14 protein-coding genes are annotated in these 16,045 nt (G+C 68.7%); 7 read left to right on the top strand and 7 right to left on the bottom strand.

From position 1 onward, the window contains the following. Positions 1 to 184: 184 nt before the first annotated feature. Entirely contained in the window at positions 185 to 832 is a 648-nt protein-coding gene (locus KU887_RS13045; RefSeq protein ID WP_006485420.1) for an OmpA family protein, read from the bottom strand. Between the two features lie 352 nt (positions 833 to 1,184). On the opposite strand from KU887_RS13045, the gene apbC reads away from it, so the two are divergent. The 5 genes from apbC to KU887_RS13020 all read left to right on the top strand — a co-directional run bounded on the left by apbC (position 1,185) and on the right by KU887_RS13020 (position 6,893). Continuing rightward, on the top strand, positions 1,185 to 2,276 hold the full coding sequence (apbC, locus tag KU887_RS13040; protein ID WP_058901705.1) for an iron-sulfur cluster carrier protein ApbC: 1,092 nt from the start codon (positions 1,185 to 1,187) through the stop codon (positions 2,274 to 2,276). Positions 2,277 to 2,409: 133 nt separating this feature from the next. Further along, on the top strand, positions 2,410 to 2,946 hold the full coding sequence (gene sodC, locus KU887_RS13035; RefSeq protein ID WP_006493653.1) for a superoxide dismutase [Cu-Zn]: 537 nt from the start codon (positions 2,410 to 2,412) through the stop codon (positions 2,944 to 2,946). Between the two features lie 195 nt (positions 2,947 to 3,141). Then, positions 3,142 to 3,711, top strand: a complete 570-nt coding sequence (dcd, locus tag KU887_RS13030) for a dCTP deaminase (protein WP_006398615.1) — start codon at positions 3,142 to 3,144, stop codon at positions 3,709 to 3,711. 81 nt (positions 3,712 to 3,792) lie between these two features. Next, positions 3,793 to 6,072: an arginine/lysine/ornithine decarboxylase gene (locus KU887_RS13025; protein ID WP_006497175.1), complete on the top strand. Its 2,280-nt coding sequence runs from the start codon at positions 3,793 to 3,795 to the stop codon at positions 6,070 to 6,072. Beyond that, the gene (locus tag KU887_RS13020; RefSeq protein WP_012492816.1) at positions 6,072 to 6,893 is read left to right on the top strand and encodes a lysozyme inhibitor LprI family protein; all 822 of its coding nucleotides are present in this window, start codon (positions 6,072 to 6,074) and stop codon (positions 6,891 to 6,893) included. The genes KU887_RS13025 and KU887_RS13020 overlap by 1 nt, the downstream gene beginning before the upstream one ends. A 78-nt stretch (positions 6,894 to 6,971) precedes the next feature. On the opposite strand, the gene KU887_RS13015 is transcribed toward KU887_RS13020, so the two are convergent. The 5 genes from KU887_RS13015 to KU887_RS12995 all read right to left on the bottom strand — a co-directional run bounded on the left by KU887_RS13015 (position 6,972) and on the right by KU887_RS12995 (position 12,911). Continuing rightward, the gene (locus KU887_RS13015; protein ID WP_006497173.1) at positions 6,972 to 7,655 is read right to left on the bottom strand and encodes an HAD family phosphatase; all 684 of its coding nucleotides are present in this window, start codon (positions 7,653 to 7,655) and stop codon (positions 6,972 to 6,974) included. A gap of 96 nt (positions 7,656 to 7,751) precedes the next feature. Next, the gene (argH, locus tag KU887_RS13010) at positions 7,752 to 9,161 is read right to left on the bottom strand and encodes an argininosuccinate lyase (RefSeq protein ID WP_006484010.1); all 1,410 of its coding nucleotides are present in this window, start codon (positions 9,159 to 9,161) and stop codon (positions 7,752 to 7,754) included. Positions 9,162 to 9,250: 89 nt separating this feature from the next. Then, the gene (locus KU887_RS13005; RefSeq protein ID WP_258250200.1) at positions 9,251 to 11,587 is read right to left on the bottom strand and encodes a fimbria/pilus outer membrane usher protein; all 2,337 of its coding nucleotides are present in this window, start codon (positions 11,585 to 11,587) and stop codon (positions 9,251 to 9,253) included. Positions 11,588 to 11,657: 70 nt separating this feature from the next. After that, positions 11,658 to 12,368, bottom strand: coding sequence for a molecular chaperone (locus KU887_RS13000; protein WP_058901704.1), 711 nt, complete (start codon positions 12,366 to 12,368; stop codon positions 11,658 to 11,660). Between the two features lie 6 nt (positions 12,369 to 12,374). Beyond that, positions 12,375 to 12,911, bottom strand: a complete 537-nt coding sequence (locus tag KU887_RS12995) for a spore coat U domain-containing protein (protein WP_006484009.1) — start codon at positions 12,909 to 12,911, stop codon at positions 12,375 to 12,377. A gap of 296 nt (positions 12,912 to 13,207) precedes the next feature. Between KU887_RS12995 and KU887_RS12990 the strand changes: the two genes are divergently transcribed. Continuing rightward, on the top strand, positions 13,208 to 14,203 hold the full coding sequence (locus KU887_RS12990; protein WP_012492815.1) for a spore coat protein U domain-containing protein: 996 nt from the start codon (positions 13,208 to 13,210) through the stop codon (positions 14,201 to 14,203). Positions 14,204 to 14,210: 7 nt separating this feature from the next. Here KU887_RS12990 and KU887_RS12985 read toward each other — a convergent pair whose 3' ends face one another. Next, on the bottom strand, positions 14,211 to 15,020 hold the full coding sequence (locus KU887_RS12985; protein ID WP_006492931.1) for a helix-turn-helix transcriptional regulator: 810 nt from the start codon (positions 15,018 to 15,020) through the stop codon (positions 14,211 to 14,213). Between the two features lie 218 nt (positions 15,021 to 15,238). Between KU887_RS12985 and KU887_RS12980 the strand changes: the two genes are divergently transcribed. After that, positions 15,239 to 15,991 (top strand): class I SAM-dependent methyltransferase, encoded by a 753-nt coding sequence (locus tag KU887_RS12980; protein ID WP_006497169.1) that lies wholly within the window; start codon positions 15,239 to 15,241, stop codon positions 15,989 to 15,991. Positions 15,992 to 16,045: the final 54 nt, after the last annotated feature.

Here is a 16,045-nt window from a genome sequence, read left to right as displayed (position 1 = left end):
GGAGCAACAACGACAAGAGGAGAATGGTGACGCGCCGGCAACACCAGCCGCGTACCGTAAATACTGACCACGGCCTGCGACAGAAGTTCGAAAATTTTTTCGATTTGTTACCGGCCCCGCCCAAAGCCTTGCCAGGCGGGGCTGTGCGGGCAGGCTGCCCGCACGATTCCTCTCGTGGTCGCGCTTACTGATGCTGTTGCGGTGCGCGCAGGTAGATCTCGACGCGGCGGTTCTGTGCGCGGCCGGCTTCGGTCGCGTTGTCCGCGATCGGGTTCGATGCGCCCATGCCTTGCGCCGACAGGCGGCCGCCGTTCACGCCGCGCTGCACGAGCGCGTTCACGACGCTTTGCGCGCGATTCTGCGACAGCGTCTGGTTCAGCTGGGCCGAGCCCGTGCTGTCCGTGTAGCCGACGATCGATGCCGTCACTTGCGGGTTCTGGTTCAGCGTCGTCGCGAGGTCGTTCAACAGCGGCGTGAACGCCGGCGTGATCGCGTACTGGTTCGTCGCGAACGTGACCGAGCTCGGCACGTTCAGCTTCAGCGAGCCGTCCGGCTGCTCGGTCACCTGCGTGCCCGTCTGCGCTGCCGACGGTGCGAGCTTGTTCTTGATCGCTTGCCAGTTGTAACCCGTCACGCCACCGACCAGTGCGCCGACGCCCGCGCCGATCGCCGCGCCCTTGCCGCCACCGGCCAGCGCGCCGATCCCCGCGCCCAGCGCCGCACCCGTGCCGGTGCCGACGGCCGTATTGTTGCCTTGCTGCGTGGCGCAGCCTGCCAGCAGTGCGCCGGCGAGTGCGAATACGGACAGGCGAGTCGCGATTTTCATGTTCATCTTGGATTCCTCTCTTGGTTGAACGAGTCGACAACGACGACAAACAACAGTTACGGCTCCCTGCGCGGGCCGTCCGAAAAAGGAAGGCCAGCCTGCGCTCGCGGCAGCCGCCGAGGCGGTCGCATGCCCTGTCCGTCAGCGTGGCTGTTCGGACAGCGCGACGCGTCAGCCTCTACAATATAGGCGGTTAGTGGCCGATTTGGCCCTATAGCGTGCCGCACGCGAAGAGTGCGCCGGGTCGCGCGTTCGCGCAATGGCGTGCAACAGATTCTTTCACTTTTCCCGATTTTCGCAGCGTAATTTGATATTTTTTGACGTTTGCGCGCGAGAAAAACGTTTTCACGGAGTTTCGATGAGCATTGACCGGGCACAAGTCGACGCCGCGCTGGCGGCAGTCGTCGACCCCAATACCGGCCGCCCGTACGCGGCGAACAAGGGCGTGCGCAACGTCGCGATCGACGGCGATGTCGTGGCGCTCGACGTGGTGCTCGGTTATCCGGCGCGCAGCCAGCACGACGACGTGCGTGCACGCGTCGCCGCGGCGCTCCAGGCCGTGCCGGGCGTGCGCGACGCGCGCGTCGCCGTGTCGCAGGAGATCGTCGCGCATACGGTGCAGCGCGGCGTGAAGCTGTTGCCGAATGTGAAGAACATCGTCGCGGTCGCGTCGGGCAAGGGCGGCGTCGGCAAGAGCACGACGGCCGTGAACCTCGCGCTGGCGCTGGCCGCGGAAGGCGCGTCGGTCGGCATTCTCGACGCCGACATCTACGGCCCGTCGCTGCCGACGATGCTGGGCATCCACGGCCAGCGCCCCGAGTCGCCCGACAACCAGTCGATGAACCCGCTGGTGGGCCACGGGCTGCAGGCGAACTCGATCGGCTTCCTGATCGAGGAAGACAACCCGATGGTGTGGCGCGGCCCGATGGCGACGTCGGCCCTCGAGCAGCTGCTGCGCCAGACCAACTGGCGCGAGCTCGACTACCTGATCGTCGACATGCCGCCCGGCACGGGCGACATCCAGCTCACGCTCGCGCAGCGCGTGCCCGTCACCGGCGCGGTGATCGTCACGACGCCGCAGGACATCGCGCTGCTGGACGCGAAGAAGGGGCTGAAGATGTTCGAGAAGGTCGGGATTCCGATCCTCGGCATCGTCGAGAACATGAGCATCCACATCTGCTCGAACTGCGGCCACGAAGAGCACATCTTCGGCGCGGGCGGGGCGGAGCGGATGGCGCAGGATTACGGCGTGGACGTGCTCGGCAGCCTCCCGCTCGACATCGCGATCCGCGAGCGCGCCGACAGCGGCACGCCGACGGTCGCGGCCGAGCCGGACGGCGCGCTCGCGCGTCGTTACCGCGACATCGCGCGCGGGGTGGCGCTGGCGATTGCCGAGCGATCGCGCGACATGACGTCGAAGTTCCCGTCGATCGTTGTTCAAAATACGTAAAACCCTTGCGGGGCGGGGCCTCACGCTGTTTACGGCGCCGCGAGGCGCGGTATCATGGCGACTTTTCCCGGGTCCCTTTACCCGCCCGGCGCGGCCGCCGTGTCAAACGGCCGTCAGCCGGCATGAGGATCGAATGAAACAACGACATCACGGCGTGCGCGCCGGCCGCGCGCAGCGCGCGCTGCTGGCCGCCGCCGCGCTGGGCCTGCTGGCCGGCTGTACCTCCTTTTCCTCGTCGCACGAAAAACGGGCCGACGCCCAGCTGCAGCCGACGGTCGGCTCGCAGGCGCGCGGTGCGGTGACGTTCGTCGAGCGCCCGGACGGCGTGCAGGTCACCTACAACCTGGTCGGCCTGCCGCCGAACAGCGATCACGCGCTGCAGGTGCACGAACGCGGCGACTGCAATGCGGGCGACGGCTCGAGCGCCGGCCAGGTGTTCGCGCCGGCCGCCGACCGGCTGCGCGCCGGCGCGCGCGTTGCCGGCGATCTCGGCAACATCCATGCGGATGCGAACGGCGTCGCGGCCGGCTTCATCGTCGCACCCGATCTGGCCCTCGATGGCGTGCGCTCGGCGATGAACCGTGCGGCGCTGGTGCATCGCGACGCGAGCGACCCGGCGTTTGCGCAGCATGGCGCGGGGCCCGCGCTGGCCTGCGGCGTGATCCGTTGACGGCCGCCGCGTGCGCGAGCCGATGATCGCGTAAAATGTCCGCCTTTCCCGGCCGCCGCCTTGCGCGAGCGGCCCTCCCTGACCGTCACGCAGCGTTTCCAGGCGCCCTGATATGAAACGACCCCAACGCTCACTTCGTTCGCTGTCCCCCGAGGGGACGGCCAGCCTCCTCGGGACGGCCCTGCGGAGGCTGGCATGAGCATCAAGTCCGACAAATGGATTCGGCGCATGGCCGAAGAGCACAAGATGATCGAGCCGTTCGTGCCCGATCAGGTCCGCGCGTCCGAGGACGGCCGCCGGATCGTCAGCTACGGCACGTCGAGCTACGGCTACGACATCCGCTGCGCGGACGAATTCAAGATCTTCACCAACATCAACTCGACGATCGTCGATCCGAAGAACTTCGACGAGGGTTCGTTTGTCGATTTCAAGGGCGACGTGTGCATCATCCCGCCGAACTCGTTCGCGCTGGCCCGCACCGTCGAATATTTCCGCATCCCGCGCACCGTGCTCACCGTCTGCCTCGGCAAGTCGACCTACGCGCGCTGCGGGATCATCGTCAACGTGACGCCGTTCGAACCCGAGTGGGAAGGCTACGTCACGCTGGAATTCTCGAACACCACGCCGTTGCCCGCGAAGATCTACGCGAACGAAGGCGTCGCGCAGGTGCTCTTCTTCGAAAGCGACGAGGTGTGCGACGTGTCGTACGCCGATCGCGGCGGCAAGTATCAGGGGCAGCGCGGTGTCACGCTGCCGAAAACCTGATCTGGTTGCATAACGTCTCACCAGTTTCCGGGTGACCGCTGCGCGTGACGCGCCGCGGTCGTTCTTTTTGGAGAATCGCCCATGAAGTTTCGTTTCCCCGTCGTCATCATCGACGAAGATTTCCGCTCCGAGAACATCTCGGGCTCCGGCATCCGGGCGTTGGCCGAAGCGATCGAGAAGGAGGGCGTCGAAGTCCTCGGCCTCACGAGCTACGGCGATCTGACGTCGTTCGCGCAGCAATCGAGCCGCGCGTCGTGCTTCATCCTGTCGATCGACGACGACGAACTCATGCTCGGCGAAACCGGCCCGGACGGCGAGCTGCCCGAGCTCGCGACCGCGATCATCGAGCTGCGCGCGTTCGTCACCGAAGTGCGCCGCCGCAACGCGGACATCCCGATCTTCCTGTACGGCGAGACGCGCACGTCGCGCCATCTGCCGAACGACATCCTGCGCGAACTGCACGGCTTCATCCACATGTTCGAGGACACGCCGGAATTCGTCGCGCGCCACATCATCCGTGAAGCGAAGGTCTATCTCGATTCGCTCGCGCCGCCGTTCTTCAAGGAGCTCGTCAAGTACGCGGACGAAGGCTCGTACTCGTGGCACTGCCCGGGCCACTCGGGCGGCGTCGCGTTCCTGAAGAACCCGCTCGGCCAGATGTTCCACCAGTTCTTCGGCGAGAACATGCTGCGCGCGGACGTGTGCAACGCGGTGGACGAACTCGGCCAGCTGCTCGACCACACCGGCCCGGTCGCGGCGTCCGAACGCAATGCGGCGCGCATCTTCAGCGCCGACCACCTGTTCTTCGTGACCAACGGCACGTCGACGTCGAACAAGATCGTCTGGCACGCGACGGTCGCGCCCGGCGACATCGTGCTGGTCGACCGCAACTGCCACAAGTCGATCCTGCACGCGATCACGATGACGGGCGCGATCCCCGTGTTCCTCACGCCGACGCGCAACCATTTCGGCATCATCGGGCCGATCCCGCGCGACGAATTCAAGCCGGAGAACATCCGCAAGAAGATCGAGGCGAACCCGTTCGCGCGCGAGGCGCTGCGCGAGAACCCGGACATGAAGCCGCGCATCCTGACGATCACGCAAAGCACGTACGACGGCGTGGTCTACAACGTCGAGATGATCAAGGACCTGCTCGGCGACCTGCTCGACACGCTGCACTTCGACGAAGCGTGGCTGCCGCACGCGACGTTCCACGATTTCTACCGCGACATGCACGCGATCGGCGACGGCCGGCCGCGCACGGGCGCGCTCGTGTTCGCGACGCACTCGACGCACAAGCTGCTCGCGGGCATCTCGCAGGCGTCGCAGATCGTCGTGCAGGATTCGGAGAACCGCACGTTCGACAAGCACCGCTTCAACGAGGCGTACCTGATGCACACGTCGACGAGCCCGCAGTACGCGATCATCGCGTCGTGCGACGTCGCGGCCGCGATGATGGAGCCGCCGGGCGGCACCGCGCTCGTCGAGGAATCGATCGCCGAGGCGATCGACTTCCGTCGCGCGATGCGCAAGGTCGACGCCGAATACGGCGACGACTGGTTCTTCAGCGTGTGGGGCCCGGACAACCTGTCCGAGGAAGGCATCGGTTCGCGCGAGGACTGGATGCTGAAGCCGAACGACCACTGGCACGGCTTCGGCCCGCTCGCGGAAGGCTTCAACATGCTCGACCCGATCAAGGCGACGATCATCACGCCGGGGCTCGACGTCGACGGCGAGTTCGGCGAGACCGGCATTCCGGCCGCGATCGTCACGAAGTACCTGGCCGAGCACGGGATCATCGTCGAGAAGACCGGCCTGTACTCGTTCTTCATCATGTTCACGATCGGCATCACGAAGGGCCGCTGGAACTCGATGGTGACCGAGCTGCAGCAGTTCAAGGACGACTACGACAACAACCAGCCGCTGTGGCGCGTGCTGCCGGAATTCGTCGCGCAGCATCCGCGCTACGAGCGTGTCGGCCTGCGCGACCTGTGCACGCAGATCCACGACGTGTACCGCGCGAACGACATCGCCCGCCTGACGACGGAGATGTACCTGTCGGACATGGAGCCGGCGATGAAGCCGTCGGACGCGTTCGCGAAGCTCGCGCACCGCAAGATCGACCGCGTGCCGCTCGACGAGCTCGAAGGCCGCGTGACGAGCATCCTGCTCACGCCGTACCCGCCGGGTATTCCGCTGCTGATTCCGGGCGAGCGCTTCAACAAGACGATCGTGAACTACCTGCGGTTCGCGCGCGACTTCAACGAGCGCTTCCCGGGCTTCCACACCGACATCCACGGCCTCGTCGCGGAAGAGGTGAACGGCCGCGTCGAGTACTTCGTCGACTGCGTGCGCGACTGATGGCGACGCACGGACGACTCCGGGCGATGCGCGCGGCGCTGGCCGCGCTCGTCGTCTGGACGGCAGGATTGGCGGGGCTCGCGGGCGCGGGCGTCGCCCATGCGGAAGTCGCGGCGGCCGACCCGATCGACGTCGCGATGCGGCAGTGTCTCGCGCGGCGCGACCGGTCGTCGCCGGCCGGCCAGATCCAGTGCATGGGCGAAGCGCAGCAGCAGTGGCAGACAGTGATGGACGGCGCGTACCAGCGCCTGTTGAAGGACGCGCCGGCCGACGCGAAGCGCGGCTGGCAGGACAGCCAGCGCCGCTGGCTCACGTGGCGCAAGGACGAAGTGCTGCTGCTGAAGGCCGTGTACGACACGACGCGCGGCACCGCGTATGCGATGTCGAGCGCCGACCTGCAGCTGCAGCCGGTGCGCGATCGCGCGCTGGCGTTGCGCGGGGCGGCCGATCGCTATGCGCCGCCGCCCGCCGCCGTGCCGGTTGCGGCGACGAGCGGTGCGCAGGGCGGTGCGGCTGCGGCGGCCGCGCCGGCCGGTACGAAGCCGGCGAACGCGCCGCGCGAGCCGGCGGTGCGCCGCGTGCGACCGTGCGTGCAGGATGCCGCGTGCGAGCATGCGCTGTTCGACCTGAACCGCTATTACCAGAAGCTGCGCCGCAAGATGCCCGCGCATTCGGCCGGGACGCTCGTGCGCGCGCAGCGCGCGTGGGTGGCGTTCCGCGATGCGACGGCGCCGCTCGTCGGCGAGGATGGCCGCGTCGACCTGATCGGCGCGCGCATCGCGACGATGAAGCGGCTGTCGGAGACGGCCGGCAACCGGTAACGGCGCGCCGCTTTCGAGTGGGCGACACGACGGAACGGGCACCCTCGGGTGCCCGTTTTGCATGGCGCGGTGGGCTGCCTACGCGGGCTGCGACGTGCCTTGCAACCCGAACCACGACGGCACGAGCGCGATCGCGTCGTCGAGCGACGCAAGCACGTGCAGGCTCAGCGCGACGATCTCGGGCGTCGGCGCCTTCAGATCGGGCACGGTGACGACCGCCGCGCCTGCGCCTGCGGCCGACTGCGCGCCGAAGTCGCTGTCCTCGAACGCGACGCACGCGTGGGCCGGCACGCCGAGGCGCTCGGCCGCGAGCCGGTAGACGGCCGGGTCGGGCTTGCCGCGCGCGACTTCGTCGCCGCCCGCGATCGCGCGGAAGAACGGCAGCACGCCGACCGCGCCGAGCCGCGCGCGGATCACGTCGCCCGCGGACGACGACGCGACCGCGCACGGAATGCCGGCCTGCGCGAGCGCGTCGAGCAGCGCGAATGCGCCGGGTTTCAGCGGAAACTTCGGATGCGGCTCGGGCGCCGCGAGCTGTTCGCGCACGCGGATGCGCACCGCGTCGAACGTAGCGGGGTCGCCGATCAGCCGTGCCAGGATCACCTGGCCTTCGGCGAACGAACGGCCGACGATCTGCAGGTAATCGATCTCGGTCAGCACGACGCCGTGCGCATTCGACACGTCGATCCACGTGTTCATGATGGTCCGCTCGGAATCGACGAGCAGGCCGTCCATGTCGAAGAGCGCGGCGGAAAAGGTCATCGGGGGCGTCCGTGAAGCGGGGAAGGCGACGGGCGGCGCGCTGGCTGCCCGAATGAAAAACGGACGCCGAAGGCGTCCGTCCGGAATCGCAAGCCGTTACTTGCCGAGCGCGGCGCGGGCCGCCTTGACGGCCGCACGCACCTGGTCGGGCGCGGTGCCGCCCGGATGGTTGCGGCTCGCGACCGAACCCTCGAGCGTCAGGTAGCCGAACACGTCGTCGCCGATCAGGTGCGCGACGTTCGGCAGTTCCTGCTTCATTTCGTCGAGCGTCAGGTCGGCGAGGTCGATGCCGCGGTCGTCGCAGATCTTCACCGCGTGCGCGACCGCTTCGTGCGCGTCGCGGAACGGCAGGCCGCGCTTCACGAGGTAGTCGGCGAGGTCGGTGGCGGTCGAGAAGCCCTGCAGCGCGGCCGCGCGCATCGCGTCCGGCTTCACGGTGATGCCGGCGACCATCTCGGCGAAGATCCGCAGCGTGTCGGCGACGGTGTCGACCGTATCGAACAGCGGTTCCTTGTCTTCCTGGTTGTCTTTGTTGTACGCGAGCGGCTGGCCCTTCATCAGCGTGAGGAGCGCCATCAGGTGGCCGTTCACGCGGCCGGTCTTGCCGCGTGCGAGCTCGGGCACGTCCGGGTTCTTCTTCTGCGGCATGATCGAGCTGCCGGTGCAGAAGCGGTCGGCGATGTCGATGAAGCCGACGCGCGGGCTCATCCACAGCACGAGTTCCTCGGAGAAGCGCGACACGTGCGTCATCACGAGCGCGGACGCGGCCGTGAATTCGATCGCGAAGTCGCGATCGGACACTGCGTCGAGCGAGTTCGCGCAGATGCCGTCGAAGCCGAGCGTTTTCGCGACCGCGTGACGGTCGATCGGGTAGCTCGTGCCCGCGAGCGCGGCCGCGCCGAGCGGCAGGCGGTTCACGCGGGTGCGGCAGTCGCGCATGCGTTCCGCGTCGCGCGTGAACATCTCGACGTACGCGAGCAGGTGGTGGCCGAACGTGACGGGCTGCGCGACCTGCAGGTGCGTGAAGCCCGGCATGATCGTGTCGGCGTTCTGTTCCGCGAGATCGATCAGCGCGCCGCGCAGGTCGTTCAGCAGGCCGCCGATGCGGTCGATTTCGCCGCGCAGCCACAGGCGGATGTCGGTCGCGACCTGGTCGTTGCGCGAGCGGCCCGTGTGCAGGCGCTTGCCGGCATCGCCGATCAGCGCGGTCAGGCGCGCCTCGATGTTCAGGTGGACGTCTTCCAGGTCGAGCTGCCATTCGAATTCGCCACGCTCGATCTCGCCCTTGATCTGCGCCATCCCGCGTTCGATCGCGGCCAGGTCGTCGGCGCTGATGATCTTCTGCGCGGCGAGCATGTTCGCGTGCGCGAGCGAGCCGGCGATGTCGACGAGCGCGAGGCGCTTGTCGAAAAACACCGACGACGTGTAGCGCTTGACCAGCTCCGACATCGGTTCCGAGAAGCGGGCCGACCAGGCCTCGCCCTTTTTGTGCAGTTGGGACGTCATGGCGATTCTTCGAAGGGGAGTTGGGCGGCTGGGCGCCGCCGAGGGAATCTTGCGATTCTAACATTCGCGACGCGGGCGGCCGGCGCGCGCTACCGCGGGCCGCAGGTCAGCGGGCCGATGCGCGGCAGCGTGCCGTCGTCCGGCCGCCGGTACGCGAATTCGACGGTGCAGTCGCGGCCGCCGCCGGAGATCTGCAGGTGGTTGTTCGCGACGAGGCCGTCGACGAAGGTCAGGCCGTCGTAGCCGACGATCGTGCGCTGGCCGCTTTCGACGTGGCGGACCTCGAGCCCCGGCGGAAGCGGCGTGCCGTCCGGCGCGCGCAGTGCGATCGACGCGGCGCTGTAGCGTGTGATGGCGAAGTGCGCGAGCACGCCGGAGCGGGCCTGCGGCACGACGTCGAGCGTCGTGTCGGCGATCCGCGCGTCGGCCGGCAGCGCGCTGCCGTCGATCGCGACGCGATTGTTCTGGTACGCATTCAGGTCGGGCACCAGCAGGTAGCCGGCCCGGTCCGTCGCGCCGATCAGCCGGTTCTGGTGCAGCACGGGCACGCGCCCCGTGTCGGTCGAGACGAGCGCGAAGCCGTCGTCGACGCGGCGCGCCGTCATCACCCGGCCGTCCATCAGCACGAACGCGCCCGTGACGTCGACCGCCGCGTTGCTGCGCCCGTCGAACGATTGCGCGAGCAGCGTGACCTGGCCGGCGCGGCCGAGATACTGCAACTGGCCCTGCCCGTAGCGCGTGCCCGCGTTGGTGCCGGCCTGCACGTTCCAGCCGAAGCCGCCGCCGTAGTCGGGCGGCCGCGATGCATTGAGCGCGTAGGTCGATTCGCCGTTCTGCCGCCCGGCGTTCGCGGAGACGGACGTGTTGCCGCCGAGCCCGATGCTCAGGCTCGCGAAGAAGCCGCGCGCGTCGCGTTGCCGGAAGTCCTGGAAGCCGCTGAACGCGATCGAGGTCAGCCCGCCGAGATTGACGAGATAAGCGATCGAGCCGATCCGCGACGCGGCGATGCCCGGATACTTGAGGGCCAGATAGCTGAACGACAGCGTTTGCGCGCGCAGGAACGGGAACGATACCGTCACGCGATCGGTGGCGCGCGAGACGGGCACGCCTTCGCGGCTGCCCAGGTCGACGTAGTCGCCGAATGCGCGCAGCGTCTGTGCGTCGATCGAGAAGCGCGACGTCACGTACTGGTAGCCGACGCCCGCCTGCACGCCGGTCCTGCCCGGCGCGCTGAGCGCCAGCGACGCGTTCGCCACGCCGCGTTCGCCGAGGCGCACGAGCACGCCGGCGCCGGCGTTGTAGACGCCGGCCGTCGCTTCCCCGTGCGCTTCGACGGTCAGCCGCTCGCTGATCCCGTAGCGCAGCGAGCCGCTCGCCGCCGGCGTGCGCGCGTAGTCGAACGAATCGGTGCCGTACGCGCGGCGCAGGAAACCGGCTTCGAGCGAATGGCTGACGAGGCCGGGGGCCAGCAGGCGCGTATCGACGTACAGCGGAATCGACGTCGCGATCGAGCGGCCGAGCGCGTCGCGCGTGACGACCGTCGCGTTGCCCGCGCCGGTGATGCCCGGCACGCTGTTGATCACGAACGGCCCGCTCGGCACGTCGCCGCTGAACTGGCGCACGCTGTTCACGTACAGGTCGACCGACGTCGGCACGACCGCGCTGCCGGACAGCGCGGGCACCGGAAACGTGACGAGGTCGGGGCGCAGGCCGAAATTGCTGCGCCACTGCACGCCGCCCAGGCGCAGCGAGCGCGTCCAGGACAGCGACGACGAAATCGTGTCGCCGATCTGGGTCGTCGTGAGCGTGCGGGGATTCGAACGGGTCCATGACGTGTCGTAGCGCACGTAGCGCCGACGGTCGTCGTACAGGTACGCGATGCCGGTGCTGCTGAGTACGCCGGCCGGATCGAAATAGCGCGCCTCGCTCCAGACCGCGAGCGGTGCGCGCGCGATGGTTTGCGCGTAGGCATCGTAATTCAGCACGAAGCCGCGGCCGGACGTGGCCGGCGGCGCGGCGGCGAGCGCGCGCGTATCGAACGTGTGCGGAATGCGCAGTGCGTCGGGCACGCGCAGGTCGAGCGTTTGCCGGCCGGCGTCGTAAGCGTAGTGCAGCCCCGCGAGCGTATCGAGTGCGACGAGCGTGTTCGACGGTGCGTTCGCGGGGCCGCCGGTCGCGATGCCCAGATCGTTCAGGTCGGCGGAGGCCGCGTACAGCCGCCCGTCGATCTGCCGGAACCGGGCGATCCGGTGCGTCGGTTCGCCATTGAGCGACACGTCGAGATACAACCCGTCGGCTTGCGCCGCGGCGTCGGACACGGCGGTGGGCGGTACCGGCTGCGCGCATGCGGCGAGTGCGCGCAGCGCCAGTATCAACGCCAGCGCGAGCGGCGCGGCGGTGGGCCGGGCCGGCCCGGCGTGTCGCACGGGGCAGTCGGTCCGGAGGGTCTTGCTCGGCGGCGGCACGGGCAACGTCGTGCGATCCTGCTCGGGGGGCTCAGGGCGGCGTCAACCGGGCTTCGACCGGCTGCGCGTTGACGGTCGCCTGGATCTTGACGAAGCGCGTGCCGGCGTCGAGCTTGAGCGGCCAGCGTCGCGTACTGCTCGCGAGCGCATAGCCGAGCAGCCCGCGCGTGATCTCGTGGACGCCGCCTCGCGCATCGACCAACCGGACCGCGGAAATCTGCGCCCGCCGTCCGCCGCGATTGTCGACCGTGAGCTGCATGCCGGTCCCGTCGGGTTCGACGCGCCAGTCGAGGCGCGGGGACGCTTGCGCGGCATCGGGCTCGATGAATACGGGCACGGAATAGCGCAGCCGGATCGTCACGCCGTTGTCGACCGGCGTGCCCGGCGCGGGCAGTTCGTCGATCAGCACGCGATAGCTCTCCTCGGCGGCCGGCGAGCCGCGGCTCGTGCGCACGAGCCGGATCAACTGCTCGGCGTTCGCGTCGATCTGCAGCAGCGGCGGCGACGCGGCGAGCGCGTCGGTCGGCGTCATCACGTCGGTACCGTTTTCCTGCGTCCAGCGATAGGTGCGGACCTGGCCGTAGATCGGCCGGGCGCCCGGGTTGCTGAGCGTCATGCTCGCGGCGGCCGCCGATGGCGGCAGTTCGATCGTCACGGGCGTGATCTGCAGCGTGGCGGCATGCGAGACGGCCGCCGCCCACCCGACGCACAGCGCGGCAAAGGCGCGCGGGAACAATCGCACGGCCCGTCAGAAATAGACGGTGGCGGTGACCGAGGCCTCGTAGGTGTCGGGCTTCGGCGTCGCCTGCGCGGGCACCTGGCCGTACACGTTCAGCACCTGCGCGGAACCGGTGCCGGTGCCGCCGACCGTGTCGGTGCCTTGCGTGTTGCCCCAGATCGTCGAGTGGCCCGAGTCCTGGTAGAGCTGGTAGCCGACCGTCGTGCCGGTATTGCCGGCCGTGGTACCGCCCATCAGCCGGCTGGCGACGGTCGAGCCGGTTACCGCTCCGGCGTCGAGCCCGACGTTGTAGGGTGTCGAGTTCGTGCAGGTGACGGAGACCGTCGTCTGCCGGTTGACCGTCGATGCGAGTACGCCGGTCGTGCCGAATGCAAGCGGGTTCGCGGCGATCGTGCAGTTCGCCTGGATCGTGAGCGTGACGTTGAATTGCGCGGTGGCCGTGCCGTTCGAATAGACTGCGGCAACGGTGACGGGCTGCAGCACCGGCGCGAATGCGAACGTGGCTGCGAGCATGGCTGAAAAAACACGACGTCGGGAATCTGTCATTATGATTGTCTCCTGCCGTTCAAGGGGTCGCCCGGCCGCGGAGTGCCTGCCGCGTGGTCTGTCGCCGGTCGCCGTTACCGCTCTGTCGTTGGTGGAAGACTACTCCACGGGTTCGGTCGCGCGCAATGGAGAAAACGCCGACCTGGCGTGCATTGTCCGGGGAGCGGACGGATTCCATCGGCCTATTTGACATGGATCAAGTAACAGTGCGAACGATCGATGCGCAGACCGATACGATGATGGCGCGGCCCGATCCGCGAACCCGATCGGGCGGACGGTTTTTTTCGGGGAGGCGCATGGCGGATGACCGCTTCGACCTGGCGCGCCGCTGGATGCGCGCGCTCGCGTACCTGCTGCTGGCAGCGGTACTCGGCATGCCGTGGATGTCGGCGCGTGCGGATACGTGCACGGTGACGCCGCCGGTGCCGAGCTTCGGCTCGGTCAGTCCGATCACGCAACAGGCCTATACGACGACCGCGACGATGACCGTGAACTGCACGTGGGACACGCTGAGCCTGAACACCGGCGTGCTCGTGTGCGTGAACCTCGGCGGCACCAGTCCGCGCTACCTGAGCAACGGGACGAACCAGATGCAGTACGACCTGTATCAGGACGCGGGCTACTCGCAAGCCTGGGGCGCCGTGAGCAGCGGCACGACGCCGATATCGGTGACGTTGACGAAACCGGTGCTCGGCACGTCCGCGAGTGCGAACGTGACCATCTATGGTCGCATCGCGCCGAACCAGCCGACCGTGCCGACCGTGAACAACGGCAGCACCGTCTACACGCAGAGTTTCAGCGGCAACCAGGCCGCGTACAGCTACAGTTTTTCGCTGCTCGGCGTGCTGCCGACGCCGTGTGCGTCGCAGTCGACGGCTGGCACGATGACGGTTACCACGACCGCCACCGTCATCAACAACTGCATCATCAGCGCGACCGGCGTGGCGTTTCCGGCGGCAGGCGTGCTGGCGTCGGCGCTGACCGCGAGCGGCTCGATCAGCGCGCGCTGCACGAACGGCGACGCATTCCGGATCGCGTTGAACGGCGGCGGCAGCGGCAACGTCGCCGCTCGCACGATGCAGCGCGCGGGTGGCGGGTCGGTCAGCTATCAGCTCTATCAGGACAGCGGCTTCACGCAGCCATGGGGCGACGGCACCGCCGGCACGTCGATGGCGACCGGCACCGGCAGCGGGTTCGCGCAGGCAATCACCGTGTACGGCCGCGTGCCCGCGCAAGCGACGCCGGCGCCCGGCAACTACAGCGACACGATTACCGCGACGATCAGCTTCTGAGCCGCGCTCAGTCGCGCACCAGCACGACCAGCTTCAGGTCCTCGCGGTGCGCGGGCTTCAGCGTGATCTGCTGGTACACGAGACGGCCGTCGGCCGGATGGTCGAATTCACGCAGCCCGCCTTCGCGCTCGAACACGTCCTGCGACGCCCAGTACTGCGCGAACGCGTCGCTGCCGGCCGTCAGCGCGTCGATCAGCGCGCGCGTCGGCGCGTCGGTCAGGTGGCGGATCGCATCGGCGCGGAATTCGGCCGCGAGCCGCCGCGCGCGGGTTTCCCAGTCGACGATCAGCGTGCGGGCGGCCGGCGCCATGAACGTGAAGCGCAGCAGGTTGCGGTCGTGCTCGCCATCGAGCCAGCCGGAAAAGAGCGCGGCGGCCGGCGCATTCCATGCGAGCGCGTTCCATTGGCGGTCGAGCACGTAGGCGGGCGTCGCGATCGCCGCGACGGTCGCGGCGAGCGTCGGCGGCAGGTCGCCGCCCGCGACGTCGGGCTCGGCCGGGTCGCGCTGCGCGGCCAGCTCGAACAGGTATGCGCGCTCGGCCTTCGACAGTTGCAGCGCGACGGCGATCCGCGCGAGCGCGTCGGCCGACGCCGACACGGGTCGGCCCTGTTCGATCCACGTGTACCAGGTCGGGCTGACGCCGCACAGTTGCGCGACTTCCTCGCGCCGCAGCCCCGGCGTGCGGCGGCGCGGGCCGGGAGGCAGGCCGACGGCCTGCGGCGACAGCCGCTCGCGGTGGGCGCGGATGAATTCGCCGAGCGCGCGGGCGGGCGTGGCGTCGAGTGGCGGGACGGAGGCGGAGGACGGCTGGTTCATGCGGAAACGGCGAAGTGAAGGCGAAAACGCGGCAACGATCAGACAGGTGGATCAAATACCAGAATAACTGCTTAACTTGTACTGGTACACACGCAGGCCTATTGTAGCGGCTCGCGCGCTGGCAGGGCAGCGGGCGTCCCCCACAATGCGATGCACGGGGCCGGATCGGGCGTTGAAGCGCCGGGGCCGGCCGACTGCATCAAGGAAAGGAGCGAACGATGAAACACCACGACCAGGTCGCCGACGCCTTCGGCACGACGGCCGCCGCCTATCTGACGAGCACGGTTCATGCGACGGGCGCCGACCTGCAGACGCTCGCCGACGCGGTGAGCGCGACGCCCGACGCCGCGGTGCTCGATCTGGGCTGCGGCGCCGGTCACGCGAGCTTCGCGGTCGCGCCGCACGTGCGCGACGTGGTCGCGTACGATCTCGCCGCGCCGATGCTCGCGACCGTCGACGCGGCCGCGCGCGAGCGCGGGCTCGCGAACGTCCGCACGCAGCAGGGGCCGGCCGAGCGGCTGCCGTTCGACACCGCGACGTTCGACTGGGTCGTGAGCCGGATGAGCGCGCACCACTGGCACGACATGCATGCGGCGCTGGCCGAGGTGCGTCGCGTGCTGAAGCCGGGCGGCCGCGTGTTGATGATCGACATCGCGGGCAACGATCATCCGCTCCTCGATACGTACCTGCAGGCCGCGGAAGTGCTGCGCGACGCGTCGCACGTGCGCGACTACCGTGCGGACGAATGGCTCGCGATGTTCCGCGCAGCCGGTTTCGACGCGCAGGTGCACAGCCGCTGGCGGCTGCCGATCGATTTCGACACGTGGGTCGCGCGCATTCGCACGCCGGCCGACAGCGTCGCCGGCATTCGCGCGTTGTGGGCGCATGCACCGGACGAGGTGCGCGGCTACTACGCGGTGCAGGCCGACGGCTCGTTCGAGCACGACGCATTGCTGATCGACGCGCACTGAGCGTGCGGCGCGGCGCACGCTGCGCCGTTTGTCGTCGCATGAAAAAAGCCGCGA

It is taken from the genome of Burkholderia sp. EMB26 (genome assembly GCF_024730645.1).
In the GTDB taxonomy this organism is placed as follows: Bacteria; Pseudomonadota; Gammaproteobacteria; order Burkholderiales; family Burkholderiaceae; genus Burkholderia; species Burkholderia cenocepacia.
The sequence above is the reverse complement of the archived record's forward strand: the minus strand, read 5'-3'. Positions and strand labels throughout refer to the sequence as shown.

Bases quoted from the DNA above. Each gene is read 5' to 3' on its own strand.
- sodC (WP_006493653.1), top strand. From the start codon at position 2,410: ATGAAACAACGACATCACGGCGTGCGCGCCGGCCGCGCGCAGCGCGCG.
- KU887_RS13015 (WP_006497173.1), bottom strand. From the start codon at position 7,655: ATGACCTTTTCCGCCGCGCTCTTCGACATGGACGGCCTGCTCGTCGAT.
- KU887_RS12990 (WP_012492815.1), top strand. From the start codon at position 13,208: ATGGCGGATGACCGCTTCGACCTGGCGCGCCGCTGGATGCGCGCGCTC.
- KU887_RS13045 (WP_006485420.1), bottom strand. From the start codon at position 832: ATGAACATGAAAATCGCGACTCGCCTGTCCGTATTCGCACTCGCCGGC.
- argH (WP_006484010.1), bottom strand. From the start codon at position 9,161: ATGACGTCCCAACTGCACAAAAAGGGCGAGGCCTGGTCGGCCCGCTTC.
- apbC (WP_058901705.1), top strand. From the start codon at position 1,185: ATGAGCATTGACCGGGCACAAGTCGACGCCGCGCTGGCGGCAGTCGTC.
- dcd (WP_006398615.1), top strand. From the start codon at position 3,142: ATGAGCATCAAGTCCGACAAATGGATTCGGCGCATGGCCGAAGAGCAC.
- KU887_RS13025 (WP_006497175.1), top strand. From the start codon at position 3,793: ATGAAGTTTCGTTTCCCCGTCGTCATCATCGACGAAGATTTCCGCTCC.
- KU887_RS13020 (WP_012492816.1), top strand. From the start codon at position 6,072: ATGGCGACGCACGGACGACTCCGGGCGATGCGCGCGGCGCTGGCCGCG.
- KU887_RS12980 (WP_006497169.1), top strand. From the start codon at position 15,239: ATGAAACACCACGACCAGGTCGCCGACGCCTTCGGCACGACGGCCGCC.
- KU887_RS12995 (WP_006484009.1), bottom strand. From the start codon at position 12,911: ATGACAGATTCCCGACGTCGTGTTTTTTCAGCCATGCTCGCAGCCACG.
- KU887_RS12985 (WP_006492931.1), bottom strand. From the start codon at position 15,020: ATGAACCAGCCGTCCTCCGCCTCCGTCCCGCCACTCGACGCCACGCCC.